Here is a 19349-nt window from a genome sequence, read left to right as displayed (position 1 = left end):
AAAAAAAACCAAACCAATAGATTTAACGTAACTATTTTTTAGAATAACCTATAATTTATAAAATTATGAAACCACATTTCAAACAAATAGTTATTGTTTTTCTCTCGATATTTTTGTTAAGCTGCAGTGCTGATGAAACAAATTCAGAAACGGCAGTAAATCCTCCTCTTGTTATTCCGCCAACAACCTCTGTTCCAACTACACCAATTTCAGCTTCTATCAATTATTTAGCTTTAGGGGATAGTTACACCATCGGACAAAGCGTTTGCGAGACCTGTCGCTTTCCGGAACAGCTTAAATCAAGTTTAAAATCTATTTATCCACAAAGTAATTTTTTATTACAAATAATCGCGACAACTGGCTGGACAACTTCTAATTTAATGTCTGCAATAAACACTCAAAATCCAGATTCTAGTTATGATTTGGTGACCCTTTTAATTGGTGTAAACAATCAATATCAAGGCAGAGATTTCTCAATCTATGAAAAGGAGTTTCCGCAATTAGTAACCAAATCTATTGCTTTAGCGAAAGGAGATAAAAAAAATGTCATCGTTCTTTCTATTCCTGATTATGCCTATACCCCTTTTGGAAAAATGTCAATGAATCAGGAAAAAATTAGTACCGGAATAAACCAATACAATACTTTTGCAGAAAATTACTGTATGATGAATGGAATCACTTTTGTTTCGATAACTGATATTACCAGACAAGGATTAAACAATCCCGGTTTAGTTGCATCAGATGGGCTACACCCCTCAGAAACAGCTTATAAAATGTTTGTAGAAAAAATATTGCCTCAGGTAAAAATGACTTTGCAGGATTAAGATTTTTCGGAATTTCCATATAAATTGATCCTGTTTTTCATCGTTTTAAAACCGAATTCAGAATTTCTTTTTAAATTTGATTAAAATACTTTCATGCAAGTTTTACCATCAAAAGAATTATCTCTCTATATCAAACATTATCTTTTTTTGGATAATAAGGAAACGACGATTCAAAAACTGCGTTTGTTTTCTGATGGTAATATGGGTGTTGTATTTTCTTTAAAAAGCAAACTCATTTCTGATATTAATAATCATGAAATAAAAAACTATCTGCCAGGCTCTTTTTTGTACGGACAACTCAATGGTTTTAAAGATATTTATTCTGATAATGAAATTGCTTTAGTAATTGTCGTTTTTCAACCTAACGGAATAAATCAGTTGTTACAAATTCCTGCCAATGAATTTCAGGATTCTATTATTAGTACAGATGTTGTTTTTGGCAAAAAAGGTATTTCTCTTGAGGAAAGATTATCTGAACAAAATGATAATGATGAGAAAATCAAACTTTTAAATCAATTTTTTAAAACCCTTATCTCTAAAAAAACAGAATCAAACCAATTAATAATAAATAGTTCTTTAGATTTTATTCTGGCTAATAAAGGATATTTTTCTGTAAAACAATTAGTTAATCATACCGGTTATACCGAAAGGCATCTTGAAAGAAAATTTAAGGAATGCATCGGATTAAATCCGAAGAAATTTGGCAACGTTGTAAGGCTACATCATTTCCTAAAATTATTAAAATACAAATCCGAAGATCTTAATCTGACAGCAATTTGTTACGAAGCAGGATTTTCAGATCAATCGCATCTGATAAAAGAATTTAAAAAACAAACCGGAATTACTCCAACAGAATATTTACATAATACGGGGAAATTGACCAATAATCTCCTGAAAACCTTTCCTTCCATTATACTCTAAAATGTCGGTTTTATACAATTTATAGATTTTTCCTATTGTTATTTTTGATTCAAATTAATAGCACAAAAATGAAAAATATAAAAATAGCCACCGCTCAGTTTGAAAATAAAAGTGGTGATAAAGAATACAATTTATCTGTAATCGAAAAGCTTTCACAAAAAGCAGCTAGCGAAGGTTGTAATGTTATTTCGTTTCACGAATGTTCGATTACAGGATATACATTTGCAAGGCATTTATCGAAAGAACAAATGCTGGATTTGGCGGAAAGCATTCCAGGTGGCGAAAGTGTTTTAAAACTCATTGAAATTGCAAAAAAGAATAATATTGTAATTCTGGCCGGGCTTTTTGAAAAGGATGAAAACAACAATCTTTTCAAAGCTTATGTTTGTGTAGATAAAAATGGTTTAGTTGCAAAATACAGAAAACTTCATCCTTTTATAAATCCGAATCTCACAGCAGGCGATCAATATTGTGTTTTTGAAATTGAAGGATGGAAATGCGGGATTTTAATTTGCTATGATAATAATATTATCGAAAATGTTCGGGCTACAAAACTTTTAGGTGCCGATATTATTTTCATGCCACATGTAACAATGTGCACACCTTCTACACGACCTGGTGCTGGCTTTGTAGCACCTCAACTCTGGGAAAACCGAGAAGCTGATCCTACTTCTTTACGATTAGAATTCGACGGAATGAAAGGTCGCGACTGGCTAATGAAATGGCTACCTGCAAGAGCATACGACAATGCAATTTATGCTATATTTTCTAACCCGATTGGAATGGATGATGATCAATTAAAAAATGGTTGTTCTATGATTATTGACCCGTTCGGAGATGTTTTAGCCGAATGCAGAACTTTCGAAGACTCTTTCGCAACTGCAATAATTACTCCTGAAAAATGCTTTCAGGCGGGAGGAAATCGTTACATAAAAGCTAGAAGACCAGAATTATATCGAGATATTATTGGTCAAGATCACAAATCAGAGCAAAATGTAGTTTGGTTAAATTCTGATGAAAAAAGTTAAAACTAATACAATTCATCAAACTTTAAGCAGCTGAAGATTTACCTTTGAAGCATTGATTAATCTACAGAATACAACCCAATAATGGAATTTTTTAAAACTACAGAACAAGATATAGATGCTATTTTCAATATCTATAATGAAGCTACATCCTATCAAAAAACAGTCAACAATAAAAGCTGGAGAGGTTTTGAAAGAGCCCTTATCGAAAAAGAAATTGATGAAAATCGTCATTTTATAATCAAAGAAGGAAATGAAGTGGCCTGCACCTTTGTACTTACTTTTAATGATTTAATTATCTGGAAAGAAGCTGCTAGAGATCCCGCAATATACTTACATCGTATTGCAACAAATCCAAAATTCAGAGGGCGATCGTATGTCACAAAAATTATAGAATGGGCTAAAAGTTATGCTAAAGAAAATGGCAAGCAATACATCAGACTCGACACACACAGTGGAAACGAAAGAATAAATAAATATTACACGAGTTGTGGTTTCGATTATAAAGGAATAAGTACTATCGAATGGACAAAAGAATTACCGGAACATTACAAAGAAGGGTCTTTTAGTTTGTTTGAGATTAAGCTTTGATAATTTTTTAAAACAAAAAATCCCTTATGATAATTCATAAGGGATTTTTTTATTGCAGAGAGGATGGGATTCGAACCCACGATACAGTTACCCATATACTAGCTTTCCAGGCTAGCTCCTTCAACCACTCGGACACCTCTCTTTATTGGTCTGCAAAGAACACAAAAAAAAATGAGTTACAAAAACAAAATCAAAAATTACTTTACATACTTTTTCTGAATTCTTCCATAAATAATTTTACTGCCTTTTTTTGATACGCTCCTTCGATCGTTAACATAAACGAATCTCTTTGCGTTGCAACTCCTGTAATGTTGATCGATTTTATATTATCCCAGCCTTTCAGGGCCTTCTCGGTTACAATCGTCGCCCAATAATCGCTGTCTCCCACTAATCGTAATAAAGCATGAACCGCATTTAATTCAATCGAAACTGTAGGCTTCATATTATTTTTTAAAAACAATTCATCTAAAAATTCTCTTGAATTAAACCCTTTAACAGGCAAAATAAGTGGAAGGTCTTCTATTTTTTTAAAGGAAATTTTATCTAAAACGGCTAATGGATGCGTTTTTGAAACTGCCAAAACCAACTTGGAAGTAAACAATGGTACTTTTTGAAAAGGTAATTCAATTTCATTAGAAGAAATCACTAAAACCAAATCAAGCTCATTATTCAGTAGTTTTTGTTCCAAAGGCTCAGTTGTACCGTATTCGACAACAATTTTTAAATGTGGATAGGTTTTAGCAAACAAATCGACGATTGGCAAAACCAAAAGTCCAAAAATATATGTTACTCCAATTCGTAATTCTCCACCAATCATCTGATTTAAATCATCAATAGCTTGTTTGCCGCTTTGGACATTTTCTATAATTTGCTTTGCATGAATTAAAAAAACAGATCCTGCTTCAGTTAGCTGTACTTTTTTTCCAATCCTAACAAACAAAGGCATTCCGAGTTCTTCTTCCAGTTTTTTTATTTGTTGCGAAAGTCCCGATTGGGTTACAAAACATAATTCGGCTGCTTTAGTAAAATGCAAGACCTCAGCGGTTTTAATAAAATATTCCAGTTGATAGATTTCCATATTAATAAGTTTTATTACTTATTATCAGTAAAATTATTAATTTTTCTAATGAAATCATAATCCCGAACTTTGTAAAAAAATATCAAAGGTTATGTTTAAAGCGTTAAAATCAAAAAACTTCAAATTGTTCTTTTACGGACAATCAGTTTCTGTTGTTGGAACGTGGCTTCAAAAAACAGCTGTAAGTTGGATGGTTTACAGCGTTACAGGTTCTGTTTTCTTATTAGGTTTAGCTACTTTTCTAAGTATGATTCCGTCTTTATTTCTTGCGCCAATTGCCGGAAGTATCATTGGGCGTTACGACAGGCATAAAAGCATGATTGTACTACAATCGTTATCAATGTTTCAGGCTGGAGCTTTGGCTTTGCTGATTTACTTAAAAATATACAACATTAATTTTATTTTGGCTTTAAGTCTTTTTCAAGGAATTATCAATTCGTTTGACATGACTTGTAGACAAACTATGATGATAGACATTGTTGATGATAAGGAAGATTTACCAAATGCAGTTGCTTTAAACTCAACATTAAATAATTTTGCCCGAATTGCGGGTCCGGCGTTAGCGGGAATTATTTTGCATCAATATGGCGAAGACATTTGTTTTATTGGAAACTTCTTAAGCTATATTCCGGTTTTGGTTTCTTTGTTATTGATGAAAATCACGCCGCATATTAAAGCGACCGACAAATTAAAAATGTGGGATGATTTTATTGAAGGATTAGATTATGTTAAAAAAGAAACCGATATGGCAAAAATGCTGTTGATGTTAATGTGCAGTAGCTTATTCGTGATTTCTTTTAATACTTTAATGCCGGTTTTTGCCAAAGACCTTTTTAGCGGAAACGCCCAAACTTTCAGCTGGTTTGAAAGCGCTGCGGGAATTGGTTCCATTGTATCAGCCATCTATTTGGCTAATCTTAAAAAAGCCGACAACATGAACAAAATAATGATCGCTGCGAGCTTATTATTAGGCTTTAGCATTATTATACTTGCTTATTCAAATAGTTTGACTGTGGCTCTTATTTGTATGGCTCTGAGCGGCGTGGGGATGATGGCGCAAACCTCAGCTATAAACATTTATGTCCAAACACAAAGTCCAGTCAATATGCGATCCAGAAGTATCAGCTATTATTTAATGGCGTATCAGGGAATGATTCCTGTGGGAAGTTTGATCATTGGATATGTTTCGCATAGTATCGGAACCCGAAATACAGTTGCGATTCAGGGAATCATTTGTATTATTTCTGTAATTGTTTATGTTTATTATAAAAGACATAGTGCTGAAGAAGAGTTGGAAAGTTGTCCAGTTTCGTATAGAAATTCCAAAAATTAAATTCCAAATTCCAATTTTAGGAAGGGAAATTCCAAAACAAAAAAATTCCAAATTCCAATCTAGAGCTTTAACTCTCACGTTTGGAATTTGGAATTTTTTTATTGGAATTTTTCTTTTTATAACGAAATCTCCCCGCGTAACGCAGTTTCAAAAATAGTTTTAAAATTTTCCTGCTGAATATTATGTCCTAACAAATACATCAATTTTGTAATAGCGGCTTCTGTAGTAATATCTTTTCCTGAAATAACACCTAGCGATTTTAATGCTGTACTGGTTTCGTATTGTCCCATATTGACGCTTCCTCCTGAACATTGTGTTACGTTTACAATATGCAAACCAGACTGAATGGCTTTCTGAATCAAATTCAAAAACCAATCTTCGGTTGGAGCGTTTCCGGAACCGTAGGTTTCAAGAACAATTCCGCGTAAATCTTTAATGGATAAAATCGAAGACAAAACAACTTCGCTCATTCCCGGGAACATTTTTATAATCGCTACATGATTGTCTAATTTCTTGTGAACAATCAGTTTGGCGTCTTTTTTTATCGGAAGAAATAAATGTCGGTTTAATTTAAGATGAACTCCGGATTCTACCAATTCAGGATAATTGGGTGCTGTAAATGCTTTAAAATGTTCTGCATTTACTTTCGAAGTTCGGTTGCCTCGGTATAATTTATATTCAAAATACAAACAAACTTCAGTGATAACCGGTTTTCCGTTTTCCTGAAGTGAAGCAATCTGAATTGCTGTAATCAGGTTTTCTTTCGCATCAGTACGCAAATCTCCAATTGGCAATTGCGATCCTGTAAACACAACTGGTTTTGCTAAATTCTCCAGCATAAAACTCAATGCTGAAGCAGAATATGACATGGTGTCTGATCCGTGAAGTACTACAAATCCGTCATAAGCACTATAACTTTCCTCAATAATTGTGGCAATTTTGGTCCACATTTCCGGATTCATATTAGAGGAATCTATTGGATGTTCAAAAGAAACGGTTTCGATCTCACAATCCAGTTGTTTAATTTCCGGAATCTTTTGCAACAATTTCCCAAAGTTGAACGCTTTGAGTGCGCCGGTTTCAAAATCTTTGCTCATACCGATGGTTCCTCCGGTATAAATCAAGAGTATTTTAGCTTTAGATGACATCCTGATATTTTAATTTATTGACAACCGGATTGGCATACATGGATAAAAATCCTTGTCTTGTAACCGGATTTTCGCTTCCGATGCGCATTTCTAAACGACGTTCAAAAAGTGATTTTTCGCTTTCTCTGTACAAATGAGAAAACTTATCCGTTTCGTTTAAAATATCGTAAGCAATAAAGTTTGTTGGCCATAATCGGTAACTAGATAAAATGGAGTCATCAATAACTTGTGCCAAAGCCTGGATTTGTTTGTTTGTGTTATCATTTTCAGCAACAATCTGATCAATTTCAGTATCTAAAACATCGCCTACAGAAATATGTATTCTTTTTTTGGTTCCCATAATACCACTTAAAATGGTCATGAAATCCTCATTTTTTTCTTTAATATAAACTTCGTTGTTTGCTTCAGCCATTAATTGTGGCATTTTCAAAACATCTGTCGGATCATATTCATATGAAATAGAAACTGGAACAATTTTTAATTTCTTAAAATAATCCATCAAATTAGCTTCGTCAGAGCCCATTCCGATCATTTTTAAAACTCCTGGATTCGTTTCGTCATTTCCGTCTTTTGTTCTTCCTTCTCTTTGAGCAATCCAAACCGAACGATTTTCGCGAAGCAATAATTGTCCCATATATTCTGCCAGTAATTTAGAACTCTGCAACATTTCTCTTGGCGTTAAACCTCTTAAAACCAAAAAGTTTCGATTTAATTTTGCCAAAGTACTTAGGAATGCTTTTTTAACCAGATTGTCTCCAATTGCAGATGCTGTCATGACCAAACCATGTTCAAACAAACAAACATTCAGCAATGTTGTATCTAAAAGAATATCTCTGTGATTGGATATAAATAAATAGGATGTATTTTTTTCAAGTTTTTCAAATCCTGAAGTTGTAAGACCTTCAGAACTTTTTTCAAGAACCTTTTGTATTGTATTATAAATAAAGTTGCATTGAAAATCACGAATCGAATGTGTTTTCTTCAATTGATCTTTCCAAACATCATCTTCTAACTCCGGAAAAGTAAAATTCATCATGGCTTTCATCATCGGATGATTAGCAACACCATGAAGTGCTTCATTTATTTCTGAATCATAAAACGGTCGAATGGCATCAAATCTCTGCATTATAAATATCTATTTTATTTATTTAGGTGGGCAAAAGAACAAAAAAAAATTTAAAGTATTGTTAGTTGTCTATTAAATACCAAAAACGTCTTTTGAATTTTGCGTGGTAATTTTTGCTATTTCCTCTTCAGAAATAGTATAAATATAAGATAATTTTGCTAAAATATTCACTAAATAACTGCTTTCATTTCGTTTTCCACGGTATGGAATCGGTGCCAAATAAGGAGAGTCAGTCTCCAAAACAATATGTTTTAAATCGATTTGATTTAGAAACTGATCGATTTTTCCGTTTTTAAAAGTTACGACTCCGCCTATTCCCAGCTTCATATTATAGGATATTGCCTGTAAAGCTTGTTCGTGAGTACCGGTAAAACAATGAAAAATTCCAAATAGATCATCTGATTTTTCTTCTTCCAAAATTTCAAAAATTTCATCAAAAGCTTCACGACAATGAATTACAATTGGTAGTTTATATTGTTTTGCCAATTGAATTTGCCTTTTAAACGCAATCTGCTGTTCTTTCAGATGCGCTTTATCCCAATATAAATCAATCCCGATTTCGCCGATTGCATAAAACTTTCTTTTGGACAATTCGGTTTCAACGTGTTTTAATTCTTCCTCATAATTATCTTTTACGTAAGTGGGATGCAAACCCATCATCAAAAAAACATAGTCCGGATAGTTTTGCTCTAAATCGTACATAGATTGTGTTACTGCAGCATCAATTGCGGGAACAAAAAAACGTGTTACTCCGGCATTTATAGCTCTTTGCATCATTTCGTCACGATCCTGATCAAATTCTTCAGAATATAAATGGGTATGTGTATCGGTAATTATGGTTGTTGAATTCAATGGTGAAATTTTTAAAAAGCCAAAATTACGACAATATTAAAAACTTTCCCAATCTTGAGGAAATGGCACGCGGATAACGCGGGTTTGCTGGCACAAAGCGCGGATTTGGCGCGGATTTTTTTGTTTGAACTCAATGTTGTCATCCTGACGGAGGAAGGATCACACAAGAAGCTCCGCAAAGAAATTCGCCAATCTTTGTCGAGTTACGCGTGTGATCCTTCGTTCCTCAGGATGACAAATACGCGTTATTTCCCAGTTTCAATAAAAGTCAAAGCGCGATCTAAGACCTCATCTTTTCCTTCCTGAATTCCTTTTATCGTTGGTTTTACTTCAATATCCGGAACAATACCAATTCTTTGGGTTTCGCGTTTGTCTGGATAAAACACGCCAATTCCTGAGAATAAAGTATGAAATCCTTCAAAATCAAATTGAGAAACATTTCCATCGGTGCCGGCCGTTTGACTTCCAATAATGGTTGTGTTGCCTGAAGTTTGAAAACACATTGCAGTCCACTCTGATTGACTTATCGAATCCTCATTTAGTAATACAATTACTTTCCCTTTATAATAATCTTTGTTGTCAAAACCACTCGTGCTGCCGTCGCTCCATTTAAATCTTCCGGGATAACTTAAATCTGGACGTGTATAAATGGCAAATTCCTTTTCGTTACGATTTATAAATTTTGATATTTCTTCAAAAGTTCCATTTGGATAATTTCTCATATCAAAAACAATTGCTTTAGTAGATTTTAAGACTCCTATCATATCTGGGATATGTCTGGGTTTTATAACTTCCATATTAACATATCCAATATTACTATCTAAAAGCTTAAATTTTTCCTTCTTTTTCTGTGCTCCTTTTTTAAATTCATTTCGGTGAGAATCATGATAATTAAACCATGTCATCGTTTTTGTAATGTACTTGTCATTTTTTAAAAATTCTACTTTTACAATATCTGAACTGCTTAATAAAATATTCTTAACCAGTTTATCTAAATATGCAGGTTCATTAGAGGCACAAATCAAGTCTTTATTTTCTAAGATAATCTCTTTTATTGTTTTATCATTTATTTTAGTAATTACATCCCCAATTTTTATATCATCTGCCTGAGCCAGACTATCGCCCAAAATTTCTGTAACCACTAGTTTGTCATCAATTATCTTTCCGTCAGCAGGAAAATATCGTTTTATTTTAGGATTTGTCGAAGATGGATATATAAAGAATTCTGTGTGACTGTCATCAATTCTGGATACCATTTTTTTCATTGTCAGGTAAAAATCATCCAGATTCTCCGACTGAATCGCAAGCGGTATTATTTTCTCTAAAGTTGTATCCCATTTCTGATCCATTTGATATTTATCCGGGAAAAAATATTCTACCAGATTCCAGTACATAAATACCATTCGAAGTTTTGAATTCTTATCTGCAAAGTCCGGATGTTTATAACTTTCATTTTTCAAATGGACATTCCCAACATGTTCTTCTCCATAAATATAAAACTGCTCCCCTTGAAATCTATTATCTTCTATAAATTTCAATTTCTTTGAAAGTTTTTTCGAAAATAATTTATTGCTTTTAACCCATGATAAATCAAAGTTTTTATCAAAATACGCTACATCTTTTGGTGGTGCAATTGGTGCTATTTCTGGCACAACGCCTAAATCATCAATCCAGTTTTCCAGAACTAAAGAGAACTCTGCCTTAGTTTGTGCTTTATCTATTTTAGGCAAAATATCCAAAAGTTGTTGATCCCAATTAAAATTGCCATTGGCCACTTGTGGATGATAATATTTTAAGAAACCCCAAACTTTACAAGTTGCAACAAGTTTCTCGGTTTCTGAAATTTTGGCCTGGCCGAAAGTGATTTGTGAAAGAACTAAGAGAAAAAAGAGGGTAATTTTTTTCATTCAATAAAGGTTAGAATTTAGATCGTTTTGGGTGGTTTTGGTATAAAATAAATCCGAAAGTAAGTATTAAAATCCGAATAGTGTTACGGTTTTACGTAAAGAAAATGGATTATACCACAAAGTGCACAAAGAGTTTTCACAGAGATTCATAAAGGTTTAATTTGATCTGCTATTATTATAATTGTAAAAGATCACAAAGCTTTATCTATAATCTCTTTTTAATCTGTGGCTAAAAAAAATTCGCAAAGCATTTTAAACTCTGCGAATCTCTGTATAATTTTCCGTGTATCTCTATGAAACAACCCTAATCTAAAGCATCTAAAAGCTCCTGAACTTCATCATAATCCTCATAATCCTGAGAAATGGTTTGCAGGATTTGCTTGCAGCCTTTATAATCTTTTTGTTTTAATTTGATTAAAGCTAAATTCCAAAGTGACTTGTCTTTATAAACAGGGCTTGTGGTTTTCAATTCATTAAAAACAGTTTCAGCTTTTTTGTATTCACTAGTTTCTAGTAAAGAAACTCCATAATAATATTGAATTTCCGGTGTTTTGGCTTCTTTTAAAGCTACTTCAAAAAACGGGATGGCGTCCTTAAACTTTCTGGTGTTAAAAGCTTTTTCGGCTTGTAATAAATGCACATTGGTAGTGCTCCTTTCTGTAAAATGAGCTTGTCCCGGATGATTGTAATCATTAAAAGACGGATTCTGATTGTAGTCAAAAAAGAATAATCCAAATAAAATAATTATCGAGGCCGCCACTGCATAATACCACGGACGCATCAATACCACTTTTGGTTTATTCTTATTGAAATGCTTTTCTGAAATTTGAGTCAGATTTTCCTTAAACGCTTCTCTTTCGGCTTCAAATCCAAATTTGTTTTCCAATTGGAGTTGAACAGTTTTGAAAGTTTCAAATTCTGATGCAAATTCCGGATCTTCTGCTAACTGTTTTTCAAAATCAGTTTTTTCAGCAGCAGTCATTTCGCTTTGAAGATATTGATCAAATAATATATAGCGTTCTTCGTTCATGACTAATTGTTTTTTAGAGAATTAAAATTTTTCGCTTCCTGAATCCACTGCGTTAACTGACCCACGCACAACGATTTCTTTTTACGGACATAGCCGTAAGTAACGTTGAGTTTTTCAGCAACTTCTTCCATCGATTTAATTGAAAAACTTAGTTTTAAGAGCTCCTGACATTTATCTCCCAATTTCTGAAACATAGTATCAAAAAGTTGCTGTTTTTCGTCAAATTCTTCTGTCTGTCCAATCAAATCCAATGCAGATTCATTCATAGATACCACATCTTCATTAATTGTTACCCCTTTATTAGATCTTTTTTTAAACTCATTGAGCCATTTCCTTTTGCACAATAAAAAAAAGTAAGCATCAAACGGGCATGTTAGTTTTAATGTGTTGGCTTTCGCCTGATTAAAAAGCAAAATCATGACTTCCTGAACGATATCCTGCGCCTGTTCTTTATCGCCGGAATTATTCATGACGAAAAAAACAACTTTTGGAACGAACTTCTTATATATAGACTGAATGATTGCCGAATCATTTGCAGCAAGCCCCTCAATATACATTTGGTCAGGATGAATTTTATTTGCGCCCATAAAAAACTTTTTGATAGCTAATTTAGAAAAAGAATCTGAATTAAATCTCTTTTACAAGGGTAACAATTACTCAATCAAATTGATATAACGGTACAATAATCTTTTAAAACCATAAAAAATTAAGAGAAATGGAAATGTATCAATTTACAAACAATAAAAATCTGGATCAGTTTTACGAAATGATTTCGGCCAAAAAACGAAATGGTTTTGTGGTTATCGAGCATAACGAGAAGCTGCCTTATGTGGTTTTATCCAAAGAAAAAAAAGCCATCAAACATTCTTTTCATCTCTTTTTGACTTGTCTCACATTTGGACTTTGGTCATTTATCTGGTTGTATCTAATAATTACGCTTTCGCGGAAGAAAAACATATTGGTTGCTGTCGACGAAGACGGAAATCTCTTTGAAGACAAATGCCTTTCCGCATAAATTAAAAAAAAATAAAAAACAGGGGTAACAATTTTAATAGTGAGTTGATATAACCATATAAAACAAGCCGAAAAATAAATTTTAAAAATAAGGGTAACAATATCAAACCCGAATTGATATAGGAATATAAAATTAACATTAACAATCAGAATCTGAAAACCACTTGAAACGAATCAAGACAGATTTATAAAAACCAGAAATCATGAACACAAAATTTAAAACTATCAGTCTTTTATTTTTATTAGTAATCACTTTAGTAAGTTGCGACACTAGCAGCGATGGCGATGACATTATTATTTCGCCTCCAACTTCGGCAGCCTTTAAAAGTATTAGCGAAAAAGGAGTTAAAAGAAATACACAAAACTTTACCATCACAGCCGGAGCCGGGGCCGTAACCTTTACCTCTGCAAAAGGAGTAAAAGTAAACATCAACGGAAATTGTTTAACCAAAAATGGGAATCCGGTAACAGGAACTGTAGACATCGAATACATCGAACTTTTTGACAAAGGAAATATGTTGGTAACCAACAAACCAACAATGGGAATTACAGCTGACGGAAAGAAAAACTTGTTAATTTCCGGAGGTGAAATCTTCATTAAAGCCACACAGGGCGGCGTTGAACTTCAAAATTCCTGTACTATGAATATGATGATTCCGACTGTTTTAACAGATGGTCTTGACAATGCCATGACTTTATGGACAGGTGTAATCGACGAAAAAGGAGAATTAGCCTGGAGAGATGCCAATAAACCAAATGCTGATGGAACGGGTGGAAAAGGTGGCGTTCAGGGCGAAGGAAACAATTATTATGTGACTTTTGGAAACTTTGGATGGACAAATGTGGATCGTTTCTACAGCGACCCAAGACCTAAAACAACCCTACTTGTAGATGCTCCTGATGGTTATGACAATAACAATAGTGCCGTTTATTTGTCTTATGATGGAGAAGGAAAAAATGCATTGGCCAAATTAGATACTTACACTGCTGCCGGATTATTCAGCGAACATTACGGTCAAATTCCGGTTGGTTTAAAATGCCACGTGATTTTTGCGACCGAAGATAATGGCAATTGGCGTTACGCAATAAAAGCCGTAACCGTTGCTGCAAACGATGTTTATACCTTTACACTTGCTGAAACTGTAGTGGGTACTGAAGCGCAACTGGTGGCTGCAATCAATGCTATTCAGTAACTTACAAAATATTTTTTAAGAAAAAGTGGTGATTTGCTCATCACTTTTTTTTACATTTAAACCTGTTTTGAAATTAATTCAGATGATTTTAAAGCTAAAAAACCTCTAGTTATGAAACCACTAACGTCTATTTTCTTTATTCTATTTTCTATTTTCTCAATAGGACAAACCAAAGTAAAAGACACCATAACCCGAAGAGCCACTATTGGTTTTATCCAAAACGGAAATGCCGTTACTTTTAAGCCAGAAACGCCGCCTTTGATTCCGATTGCGGGTGCGCCAAAACCAAGTTATTCTTATTTATGGGAACTCGGCGACGGCCATTACAGCAAAGAAGCCGAACCGAAACATGTTTATAAAAACAAAGGAACATATACCACAAAACTTGCCGTAACCAACAATTACGACAACGGAAAACCACCTGCAACGCGACCTAAAAAAGTAGCTATAAACGATATTACCGATACCAATTATAAAGACATAGCGTCAATAGAAGATCAGAACGGATTTGCGATTATCAAAAACTGCGATCCTATTCCGGAACAGGAAATGGTAGTCGTAGTAGGTTATCAAAATCTGGAGAATTATGTTGCGAGCGGAAAGCTGTATTTGTTTTATAATGAGAAGCAATTCAAAAACAATAATTTCGAATTGGTCGATTTTCGAACCTATGCCAACGAACGTGAAGTAAAAGAAAACCCTGTTGCTTCCGTCGATGATCTGGACGATTCTAAAAATTATCTGGCTTCCGCCGAAAACACAATCAAACTCAAAAAATACCGAAATACAACTGCCGAAGAAGATTTGGATGCTTCGTTATTAGACGCCAATAAAACCTATCATAATGTTTCGATTTTAGAATTTGATGATGCCAATCCGGGAGAAACACACAATATTTTTTATACGTTTAAAACTACGCCGGAAATGATTAAAGATACCAGCGCAACAGTTACGATGCGTGGAATTTTTGTTCCGAATCGAAGTTATAAAAATCACAAAATAAAAAATCTGGAAATGGAAATTGTCACTTCTCACGATCCGAACAAAATGGGATCTAATGGAAGTTTTATGAATTACAGATTGGTGCGTTTTAAAAGAGTGAATTTCAAAACCCGTTTTCAAAACAACGGCGAAGGTCCTGCGAGAATGATTCGGTTAGAAACGGATATTCCAGATATGTTTGATAAAAAAACATTTCAGATTGAAGACATGTACCCTAAATGTCCAATTTGCCCAAAAGGGGAAGAACCAATGGTAAGTTGTCTAGATACCATCATCAAACAAAAACAGATTTTCTTTACTTTCAAAAATATTTATTTACCGGGAAGCGAGCAGAAAAACGTACACGAAAAAGATTCAACCAAAGGGTTTGTAAAATATTCGATGAAGTTTGCCGAGGATTTTCATAAAGTAAAAACCCGAAGCCGGACTGCGATTATTTTTGATAAAAACGAGCCTATAATTACCAATTACGCTACTACCCGCTTCTTACCCGGAATTTCGATTGGAGCCAAAGCAGGTTACAATCTCTATCCTGATTTAGAAAAATCGACGAGTTATTTTGTGGGCGCCACAATTTCACCTTTTAAATCCTATCGTTTTTATTGGCAGGCGGAATGGGTAAATGCCTTAAACAAATATGATAGTGCCCTTAAAGTGGAAGATGTAATAAATACAAACGCAAACGGAGTAAGACAATTGGTTCGGACAACAACAGCAACTGAAAACAAAAACGTCAATTGGGAAGTTCCACTTTTGATTCGCTACAACATTAATAATTATATCGGAATTGGTGCGGGAATTCAGGCGAATATCAATGTCTCTGAAGAACAAAATCAGAATATAAAAGTAGAGACTTTTGAAGGCGACAAAGAAAATTTTCTAATCAGCACAACCACATCAGCCAATACGGTAAAAAACTCTTTTGCTGATTTTAAAACCGGTCTTTTATTGGATTTAACAGCAGGTTTCGCGAGGATTGGTCCGAGTTTGGGTGTGCGTTATGTAATAAACTTTGAACAGAATTTTAATTATTTCCAGTTTTATGGGATTTGGAAGTTTTAAGGGTTATACCACAGAGTTACACGGAGGTTTTCGCAGAGATACACAGAATTTATCAAAAAATTAGCCCCGAATTCACGAATTATTATTATCCTTTTTAATAAATAAAATTCGTGAATTCGGGGCGGAAATTTCAAAGAATGACAAAACTATATTGCTATATTTTCATCTTCTCTACTATGATTTTATTCGGGCAGAAACCTATTTCTTCTGAAGATAAAATATACAATACGGTCGATGTTTTTGTTGCTCATCCTTCCGCGAAAGCGTTACAAAATCTCTCCAAAATTGAAGCTGATTTCTGGAAAAATACTGCTCCGAAAACCAAAGACGGCTTGCTGGCAATTGTGGTTTTAAACTGCAATAAAGCGTATTATGAAAATCAATTCGGACAAACGGAAAAAGCGATTTCGAGTTATGAAAAAGCCTGGCAGATTTATCAGAAGCAGCAACTTTCTAATTATGATATTATTGAATATTGCCTGAAACCTTTGGGTAATTTATATACTGTTTTAGGTGATTATGACAACGCCGAAAATACGATTAAGCAATACTTTTTTATCGTCAATACTACTAAAAATTATCCTGACGCAGCAAAACAAAAATTTGCTGCGATTTTGAATTTATCGAATGTTTATCAAAGTTCTGGCAAGATTTCTTTTGCGATTGAATTATTGGAAAATACTTTAAAAACAGAAAAATTATCAAATCCTCAAAAAGGAATTTTACAGAATAATCTCGGAAATAATTATTTGTTAAGTTTTGGAGGAAATTTAATGCCCCCGGAGATTTATGGTAAGGCCGAAAATGCTTTTAAGTCGGCCGAAAATTATCTCAAGAATGAGAAGGGACAATCGGAAGCTTTATCTAATTCTTATCGAAATCTGGCGGCACTTAATCGTCAAAGATATCCACTTGAAATTGCTGTTTCTTATTTCGAAAAAGCAGAAAAACTCTTTTTTACAATACCAAATCAGCAACCCAGAAAAGTTGCAAAACTGTATTATGAAAAAGCGTTATTACTTTTTGACCAAGGAAAAGAGGATGAAAGTACAAAACAGATTTCGGAAATTTTTAGAATTTTGATTCCGAATTATAATACTCAAAACATACTTCCAAATCAAAATCAGTTATATGCAGAAACGGTTTTAATAGATGCTCTCGATTTACAAGCAGAAATTTCATTATTCAAACAACCTAAAAAAGCATTAAAAGCCTTTGAACTTTCCTTTTACATTGAAGATTTATTGATGAATTCATTGGTGTATGAAAATTCTAAAATTATTACTCAAATCAGAAATCGTAATCGAACTGAAAAATGTCTCTCGATTTACGAACGTTTGTATCAGGCAGAAAACAAAATTCAATATTTAAAAGAAGCTTTTCAACTATCAGAAAAAACAAAATCGGGAATATTAAAAGATTATCGCTTAAATATTAAAAATGCTTCCACAGAAGAAAAACAGCTTTTACAACAACTTCAAAACTTAAATAATAATATTTTAAAGGAACAACAAAAAGGAAATTTGGCTAATATTTCAAAAATTAATTCGACACTAAAAAAGCAAAACGAATTAATGATTTCGCTGAAGAAAATTCAGTTTGAAAATCCAAATTCTGTTCCTGAGAAATGTGATTTAAAAGCTTTGTTCTCAAAATTAGAAAAAGACAAAGCCGTTATGGTCTATTATTTTATGGGAAATGAAAATTTGTTTTATTTCACTTTGAACAATGATCGAATCACGCTACGTCATACTTACACAGCCCACAGAGCAATGTTCGATATTATGAAATTTATTGACTTTTTTAATACTTCAGATGCCATTACAAATGATATTTCAGGTTATAACTATTATGGTAAAAAAGTCTACGATTTATTGCAATTGCCACAAAATGCTATTTATAAAAATCTCTTAATCATTCCTGACGGAATTTTAAATTTCCTTCCTTTTGAAGCTTTGATTACTCACGAATCATCAACAACCAATTTTGCCAAAATGCATTATTTGTTGAATGACTTTAAGATTGCTTATAATACTTCGGCTAATTTTTATTTGAATTCAAAACCAAATTCCAATTCAGAAAAAACAGTTTTGGGCGTTTTTCCTGTTTTCGAAAAAACAGCTTATGAATTGCGTTATTCGAAGAAAGAATTAGAATCAATCCGAAATAACTTCAGGGGAAAATATTTAGAAAATTCGGAAGCAAGTTTTTCGAATTTCAAAAATAATGCTCAAAATTATTCGATTTTGCATTTGAGTACGCACGCCTCTTCGGGCGATATTGAAACTCCTGCAAGCATTAAATTTTATGATCAGGAAATTTTATATACAGAATTATATAACCTTAATATCAATCCGGATTTAGTAGTTTTAAGTGCCTGCGAAACCGGAATCGGAAAATTGTATAAAGCAGAAGGTGCGATGAGTGTAGCGCGAGGGTTTCAGTTTGCAGGAGCTCAGAATTTACTGTTTTCTTTATGGAAGGTAAACGACTATACAACATCAGTTTTTATGACTGACTTCTATAAAAACATCAAAAATGATGTTCCTTATTTTGAAGCCAATGCCGATGCCAAAATTGCTTTTTTGAATGATAAATCCATTCCGAATGCAAAGAAATCACCTTATTACTGGAGTTCATTTGTGTATTACGGCTCCATTTCACCTGAAGAAAAATCAAATAATTATATCTATTACATCATTAGCTTTTTGACTGTAATTGGTTTATTTTTGGTTTTCAATCATTATCAAAAATGGAAAATCTTCACAAGGTTCTCAAAAAAGAGGAATACAAAAAAATAAAATTCAAAGTCACCAAAACCCAGCATCTTTTAATAAAAGCCAAAATCAATGGTGTTTTGGGGAATTTTATTTTAGATACCGGAGCGTCCAACACGTGTATTGGTTTTGAAAGTATGGAACGTTTTGAAATCTCTTCAAAAAAATCTAAAACCAAAGCATCAGGTGCCGGCGGAACTGGAATGAAAACTGAAATTTCGGGCAACAATTTACTACAATTGGGAAGCTGGAAAAATCAGGATTTTAGTATTGTTATTTTTGATCTTTCGCATGTCAATGAAGCTTTGGAAGCTTATAAAGCAAAAGCAGTTCACGGTATTATAGGTGCGGATGTTCTGTTGGAAGGTAAGGCTATTATAGATTATTATAATCATTATTTGTATTTGAAATGAAGGTTTCACTTTAGGTTCAAATTTTTATGTATTTACGGGAAACCTCAATTTTA

At 33.4% G+C, this 19349-nt stretch carries 17 protein-coding genes and 1 tRNA gene; 10 read left to right on the top strand and 8 right to left on the bottom strand.

Annotated elements, in window-relative coordinates; all coding sequences use genetic code 11:
* Positions 1–65: 65 nt before the first annotated feature.
* The 4 genes from ASC72_RS08665 to ASC72_RS08650 all read left to right on the top strand — a co-directional run bounded on the left by ASC72_RS08665 (position 66) and on the right by ASC72_RS08650 (position 3361).
* Positions 66–824, top strand: coding sequence for an SGNH/GDSL hydrolase family protein (locus ASC72_RS08665; RefSeq protein ID WP_056189802.1), 759 nt, complete (start codon positions 66–68; stop codon positions 822–824).
* A gap of 93 nt (positions 825–917) precedes the next feature.
* Complete coding sequence (locus tag ASC72_RS08660) at positions 918–1745, top strand: helix-turn-helix domain-containing protein (protein WP_056189798.1); 828 nt, start codon at positions 918–920, stop codon at positions 1743–1745.
* Positions 1746–1813: 68 nt separating this feature from the next.
* On the top strand, positions 1814–2773 hold the full coding sequence (locus ASC72_RS08655) for a nitrilase family protein (RefSeq protein WP_056189795.1): 960 nt from the start codon (positions 1814–1816) through the stop codon (positions 2771–2773).
* 81 nt (positions 2774–2854) lie between these two features.
* A complete protein-coding gene (locus ASC72_RS08650; RefSeq protein WP_056189793.1) occupies positions 2855–3361 on the top strand; it encodes a GNAT family N-acetyltransferase in 507 nt (168 codons plus the stop codon).
* Positions 3362–3416: 55 nt separating this feature from the next.
* Here the strand turns inward: ASC72_RS08650 and ASC72_RS08645 are convergent.
* Both ASC72_RS08645 and ASC72_RS08640 read right to left on the bottom strand, forming a co-directional pair.
* Positions 3417–3503 (bottom strand) — tRNA-Ser (locus ASC72_RS08645).
* A gap of 60 nt (positions 3504–3563) precedes the next feature.
* Complete coding sequence (locus ASC72_RS08640; protein ID WP_056189790.1) at positions 3564–4439, bottom strand: LysR substrate-binding domain-containing protein; 876 nt, start codon at positions 4437–4439, stop codon at positions 3564–3566.
* 91 nt (positions 4440–4530) lie between these two features.
* Between ASC72_RS08640 and ASC72_RS08635 the strand changes: the two genes are divergently transcribed.
* The gene (locus tag ASC72_RS08635; protein ID WP_056189787.1) at positions 4531–5772 is read left to right on the top strand and encodes an MFS transporter; all 1242 of its coding nucleotides are present in this window, start codon (positions 4531–4533) and stop codon (positions 5770–5772) included.
* A 116-nt stretch (positions 5773–5888) separates the two neighbouring features.
* Here ASC72_RS08635 and ASC72_RS08630 read toward each other — a convergent pair whose 3' ends face one another.
* The 6 genes from ASC72_RS08630 to ASC72_RS08605 all read right to left on the bottom strand — a co-directional run bounded on the left by ASC72_RS08630 (position 5889) and on the right by ASC72_RS08605 (position 12422).
* A complete protein-coding gene (locus ASC72_RS08630) occupies positions 5889–6920 on the bottom strand; it encodes an asparaginase (protein WP_056189784.1) in 1032 nt (343 codons plus the stop codon).
* Entirely contained in the window at positions 6910–8046 is a 1137-nt protein-coding gene (locus tag ASC72_RS08625; protein WP_056189780.1) for a 1-acyl-sn-glycerol-3-phosphate acyltransferase, read from the bottom strand. The genes ASC72_RS08630 and ASC72_RS08625 overlap by 11 nt, the downstream gene beginning before the upstream one ends.
* A gap of 72 nt (positions 8047–8118) precedes the next feature.
* Positions 8119–8898, bottom strand: coding sequence for a TatD family hydrolase (locus tag ASC72_RS08620; protein ID WP_056189776.1), 780 nt, complete (start codon positions 8896–8898; stop codon positions 8119–8121).
* Between the two features lie 245 nt (positions 8899–9143).
* Positions 9144–10805 carry a S41 family peptidase gene (locus ASC72_RS08615; protein WP_056189773.1) on the bottom strand — a complete coding sequence of 554 codons (1662 nt, stop codon included), beginning with the start codon at positions 10803–10805 and terminating at the stop codon, positions 9144–9146.
* A 304-nt stretch (positions 10806–11109) separates the two neighbouring features.
* On the bottom strand, positions 11110–11835 hold the full coding sequence (locus ASC72_RS08610; protein ID WP_056189770.1) for a tetratricopeptide repeat protein: 726 nt from the start codon (positions 11833–11835) through the stop codon (positions 11110–11112).
* Positions 11836–11837: 2 nt separating this feature from the next.
* The gene (locus ASC72_RS08605; RefSeq protein WP_056189766.1) at positions 11838–12422 is read right to left on the bottom strand and encodes an RNA polymerase sigma factor; all 585 of its coding nucleotides are present in this window, start codon (positions 12420–12422) and stop codon (positions 11838–11840) included.
* A 128-nt stretch (positions 12423–12550) separates the two neighbouring features.
* Between ASC72_RS08605 and ASC72_RS08600 the strand changes: the two genes are divergently transcribed.
* From ASC72_RS08600 to ASC72_RS08580, 5 genes are all read left to right on the top strand, one after another.
* A complete protein-coding gene (locus ASC72_RS08600; protein WP_056189763.1) occupies positions 12551–12850 on the top strand; it encodes a hypothetical protein in 300 nt (99 codons plus the stop codon).
* Positions 12851–13052: 202 nt separating this feature from the next.
* A complete protein-coding gene (locus tag ASC72_RS08595; RefSeq protein WP_056189760.1) occupies positions 13053–14042 on the top strand; it encodes a hypothetical protein in 990 nt (329 codons plus the stop codon).
* 111 nt (positions 14043–14153) lie between these two features.
* A complete protein-coding gene (locus ASC72_RS08590) occupies positions 14154–16106 on the top strand; it encodes a PKD domain-containing protein (protein ID WP_056189757.1) in 1953 nt (650 codons plus the stop codon).
* 137 nt (positions 16107–16243) lie between these two features.
* Positions 16244–18907: a CHAT domain-containing protein gene (locus ASC72_RS08585; RefSeq protein ID WP_056189754.1), complete on the top strand. Its 2664-nt coding sequence runs from the start codon at positions 16244–16246 to the stop codon at positions 18905–18907.
* Positions 18859–19296: a retropepsin-like aspartic protease gene (locus tag ASC72_RS08580; RefSeq protein WP_056189751.1), complete on the top strand. Its 438-nt coding sequence runs from the start codon at positions 18859–18861 to the stop codon at positions 19294–19296. Before ASC72_RS08585 ends, ASC72_RS08580 begins: the two co-directional genes overlap by 49 nt.
* Positions 19297–19349 lie beyond the last annotated feature (53 nt).

The organism is Flavobacterium sp. Root420, from assembly GCF_001427905.1.
Lineage (GTDB): Bacteria > Bacteroidota > Bacteroidia > Flavobacteriales > Flavobacteriaceae > Flavobacterium.
Note: the sequence above shows the minus strand (reverse complement) of the source record. Positions and strands in the feature narration are given on the sequence as shown.

Excerpts from the sequence above, each read along its gene's own strand:
- ASC72_RS08585 (WP_056189754.1), top strand. The coding sequence starts at position 16,244 with ATGACAAAACTATATTGCTATATTTTCATCTTCTCTACTATGATTTTA.
- ASC72_RS08655 (WP_056189795.1), top strand. The coding sequence starts at position 1,814 with ATGAAAAATATAAAAATAGCCACCGCTCAGTTTGAAAATAAAAGTGGT.
- ASC72_RS08590 (WP_056189757.1), top strand. The coding sequence starts at position 14,154 with ATGAAACCACTAACGTCTATTTTCTTTATTCTATTTTCTATTTTCTCA.
- ASC72_RS08630 (WP_056189784.1), bottom strand. The coding sequence starts at position 6,920 with ATGTCATCTAAAGCTAAAATACTCTTGATTTATACCGGAGGAACCATC.
- ASC72_RS08605 (WP_056189766.1), bottom strand. The coding sequence starts at position 12,422 with ATGGGCGCAAATAAAATTCATCCTGACCAAATGTATATTGAGGGGCTT.
- ASC72_RS08635 (WP_056189787.1), top strand. The coding sequence starts at position 4,531 with ATGTTTAAAGCGTTAAAATCAAAAAACTTCAAATTGTTCTTTTACGGA.
- ASC72_RS08625 (WP_056189780.1), bottom strand. The coding sequence starts at position 8,046 with ATGCAGAGATTTGATGCCATTCGACCGTTTTATGATTCAGAAATAAAT.
- ASC72_RS08610 (WP_056189770.1), bottom strand. The coding sequence starts at position 11,835 with ATGAACGAAGAACGCTATATATTATTTGATCAATATCTTCAAAGCGAA.
- ASC72_RS08650 (WP_056189793.1), top strand. The coding sequence starts at position 2,855 with ATGGAATTTTTTAAAACTACAGAACAAGATATAGATGCTATTTTCAAT.
- ASC72_RS08595 (WP_056189760.1), top strand. The coding sequence starts at position 13,053 with ATGAACACAAAATTTAAAACTATCAGTCTTTTATTTTTATTAGTAATC.
- ASC72_RS08580 (WP_056189751.1), top strand. The coding sequence starts at position 18,859 with ATGGAAAATCTTCACAAGGTTCTCAAAAAAGAGGAATACAAAAAAATA.
- ASC72_RS08665 (WP_056189802.1), top strand. The coding sequence starts at position 66 with ATGAAACCACATTTCAAACAAATAGTTATTGTTTTTCTCTCGATATTT.
- ASC72_RS08600 (WP_056189763.1), top strand. The coding sequence starts at position 12,551 with ATGGAAATGTATCAATTTACAAACAATAAAAATCTGGATCAGTTTTAC.
- ASC72_RS08660 (WP_056189798.1), top strand. The coding sequence starts at position 918 with ATGCAAGTTTTACCATCAAAAGAATTATCTCTCTATATCAAACATTAT.
- ASC72_RS08640 (WP_056189790.1), bottom strand. The coding sequence starts at position 4,439 with ATGGAAATCTATCAACTGGAATATTTTATTAAAACCGCTGAGGTCTTG.
- ASC72_RS08615 (WP_056189773.1), bottom strand. The coding sequence starts at position 10,805 with ATGAAAAAAATTACCCTCTTTTTTCTCTTAGTTCTTTCACAAATCACT.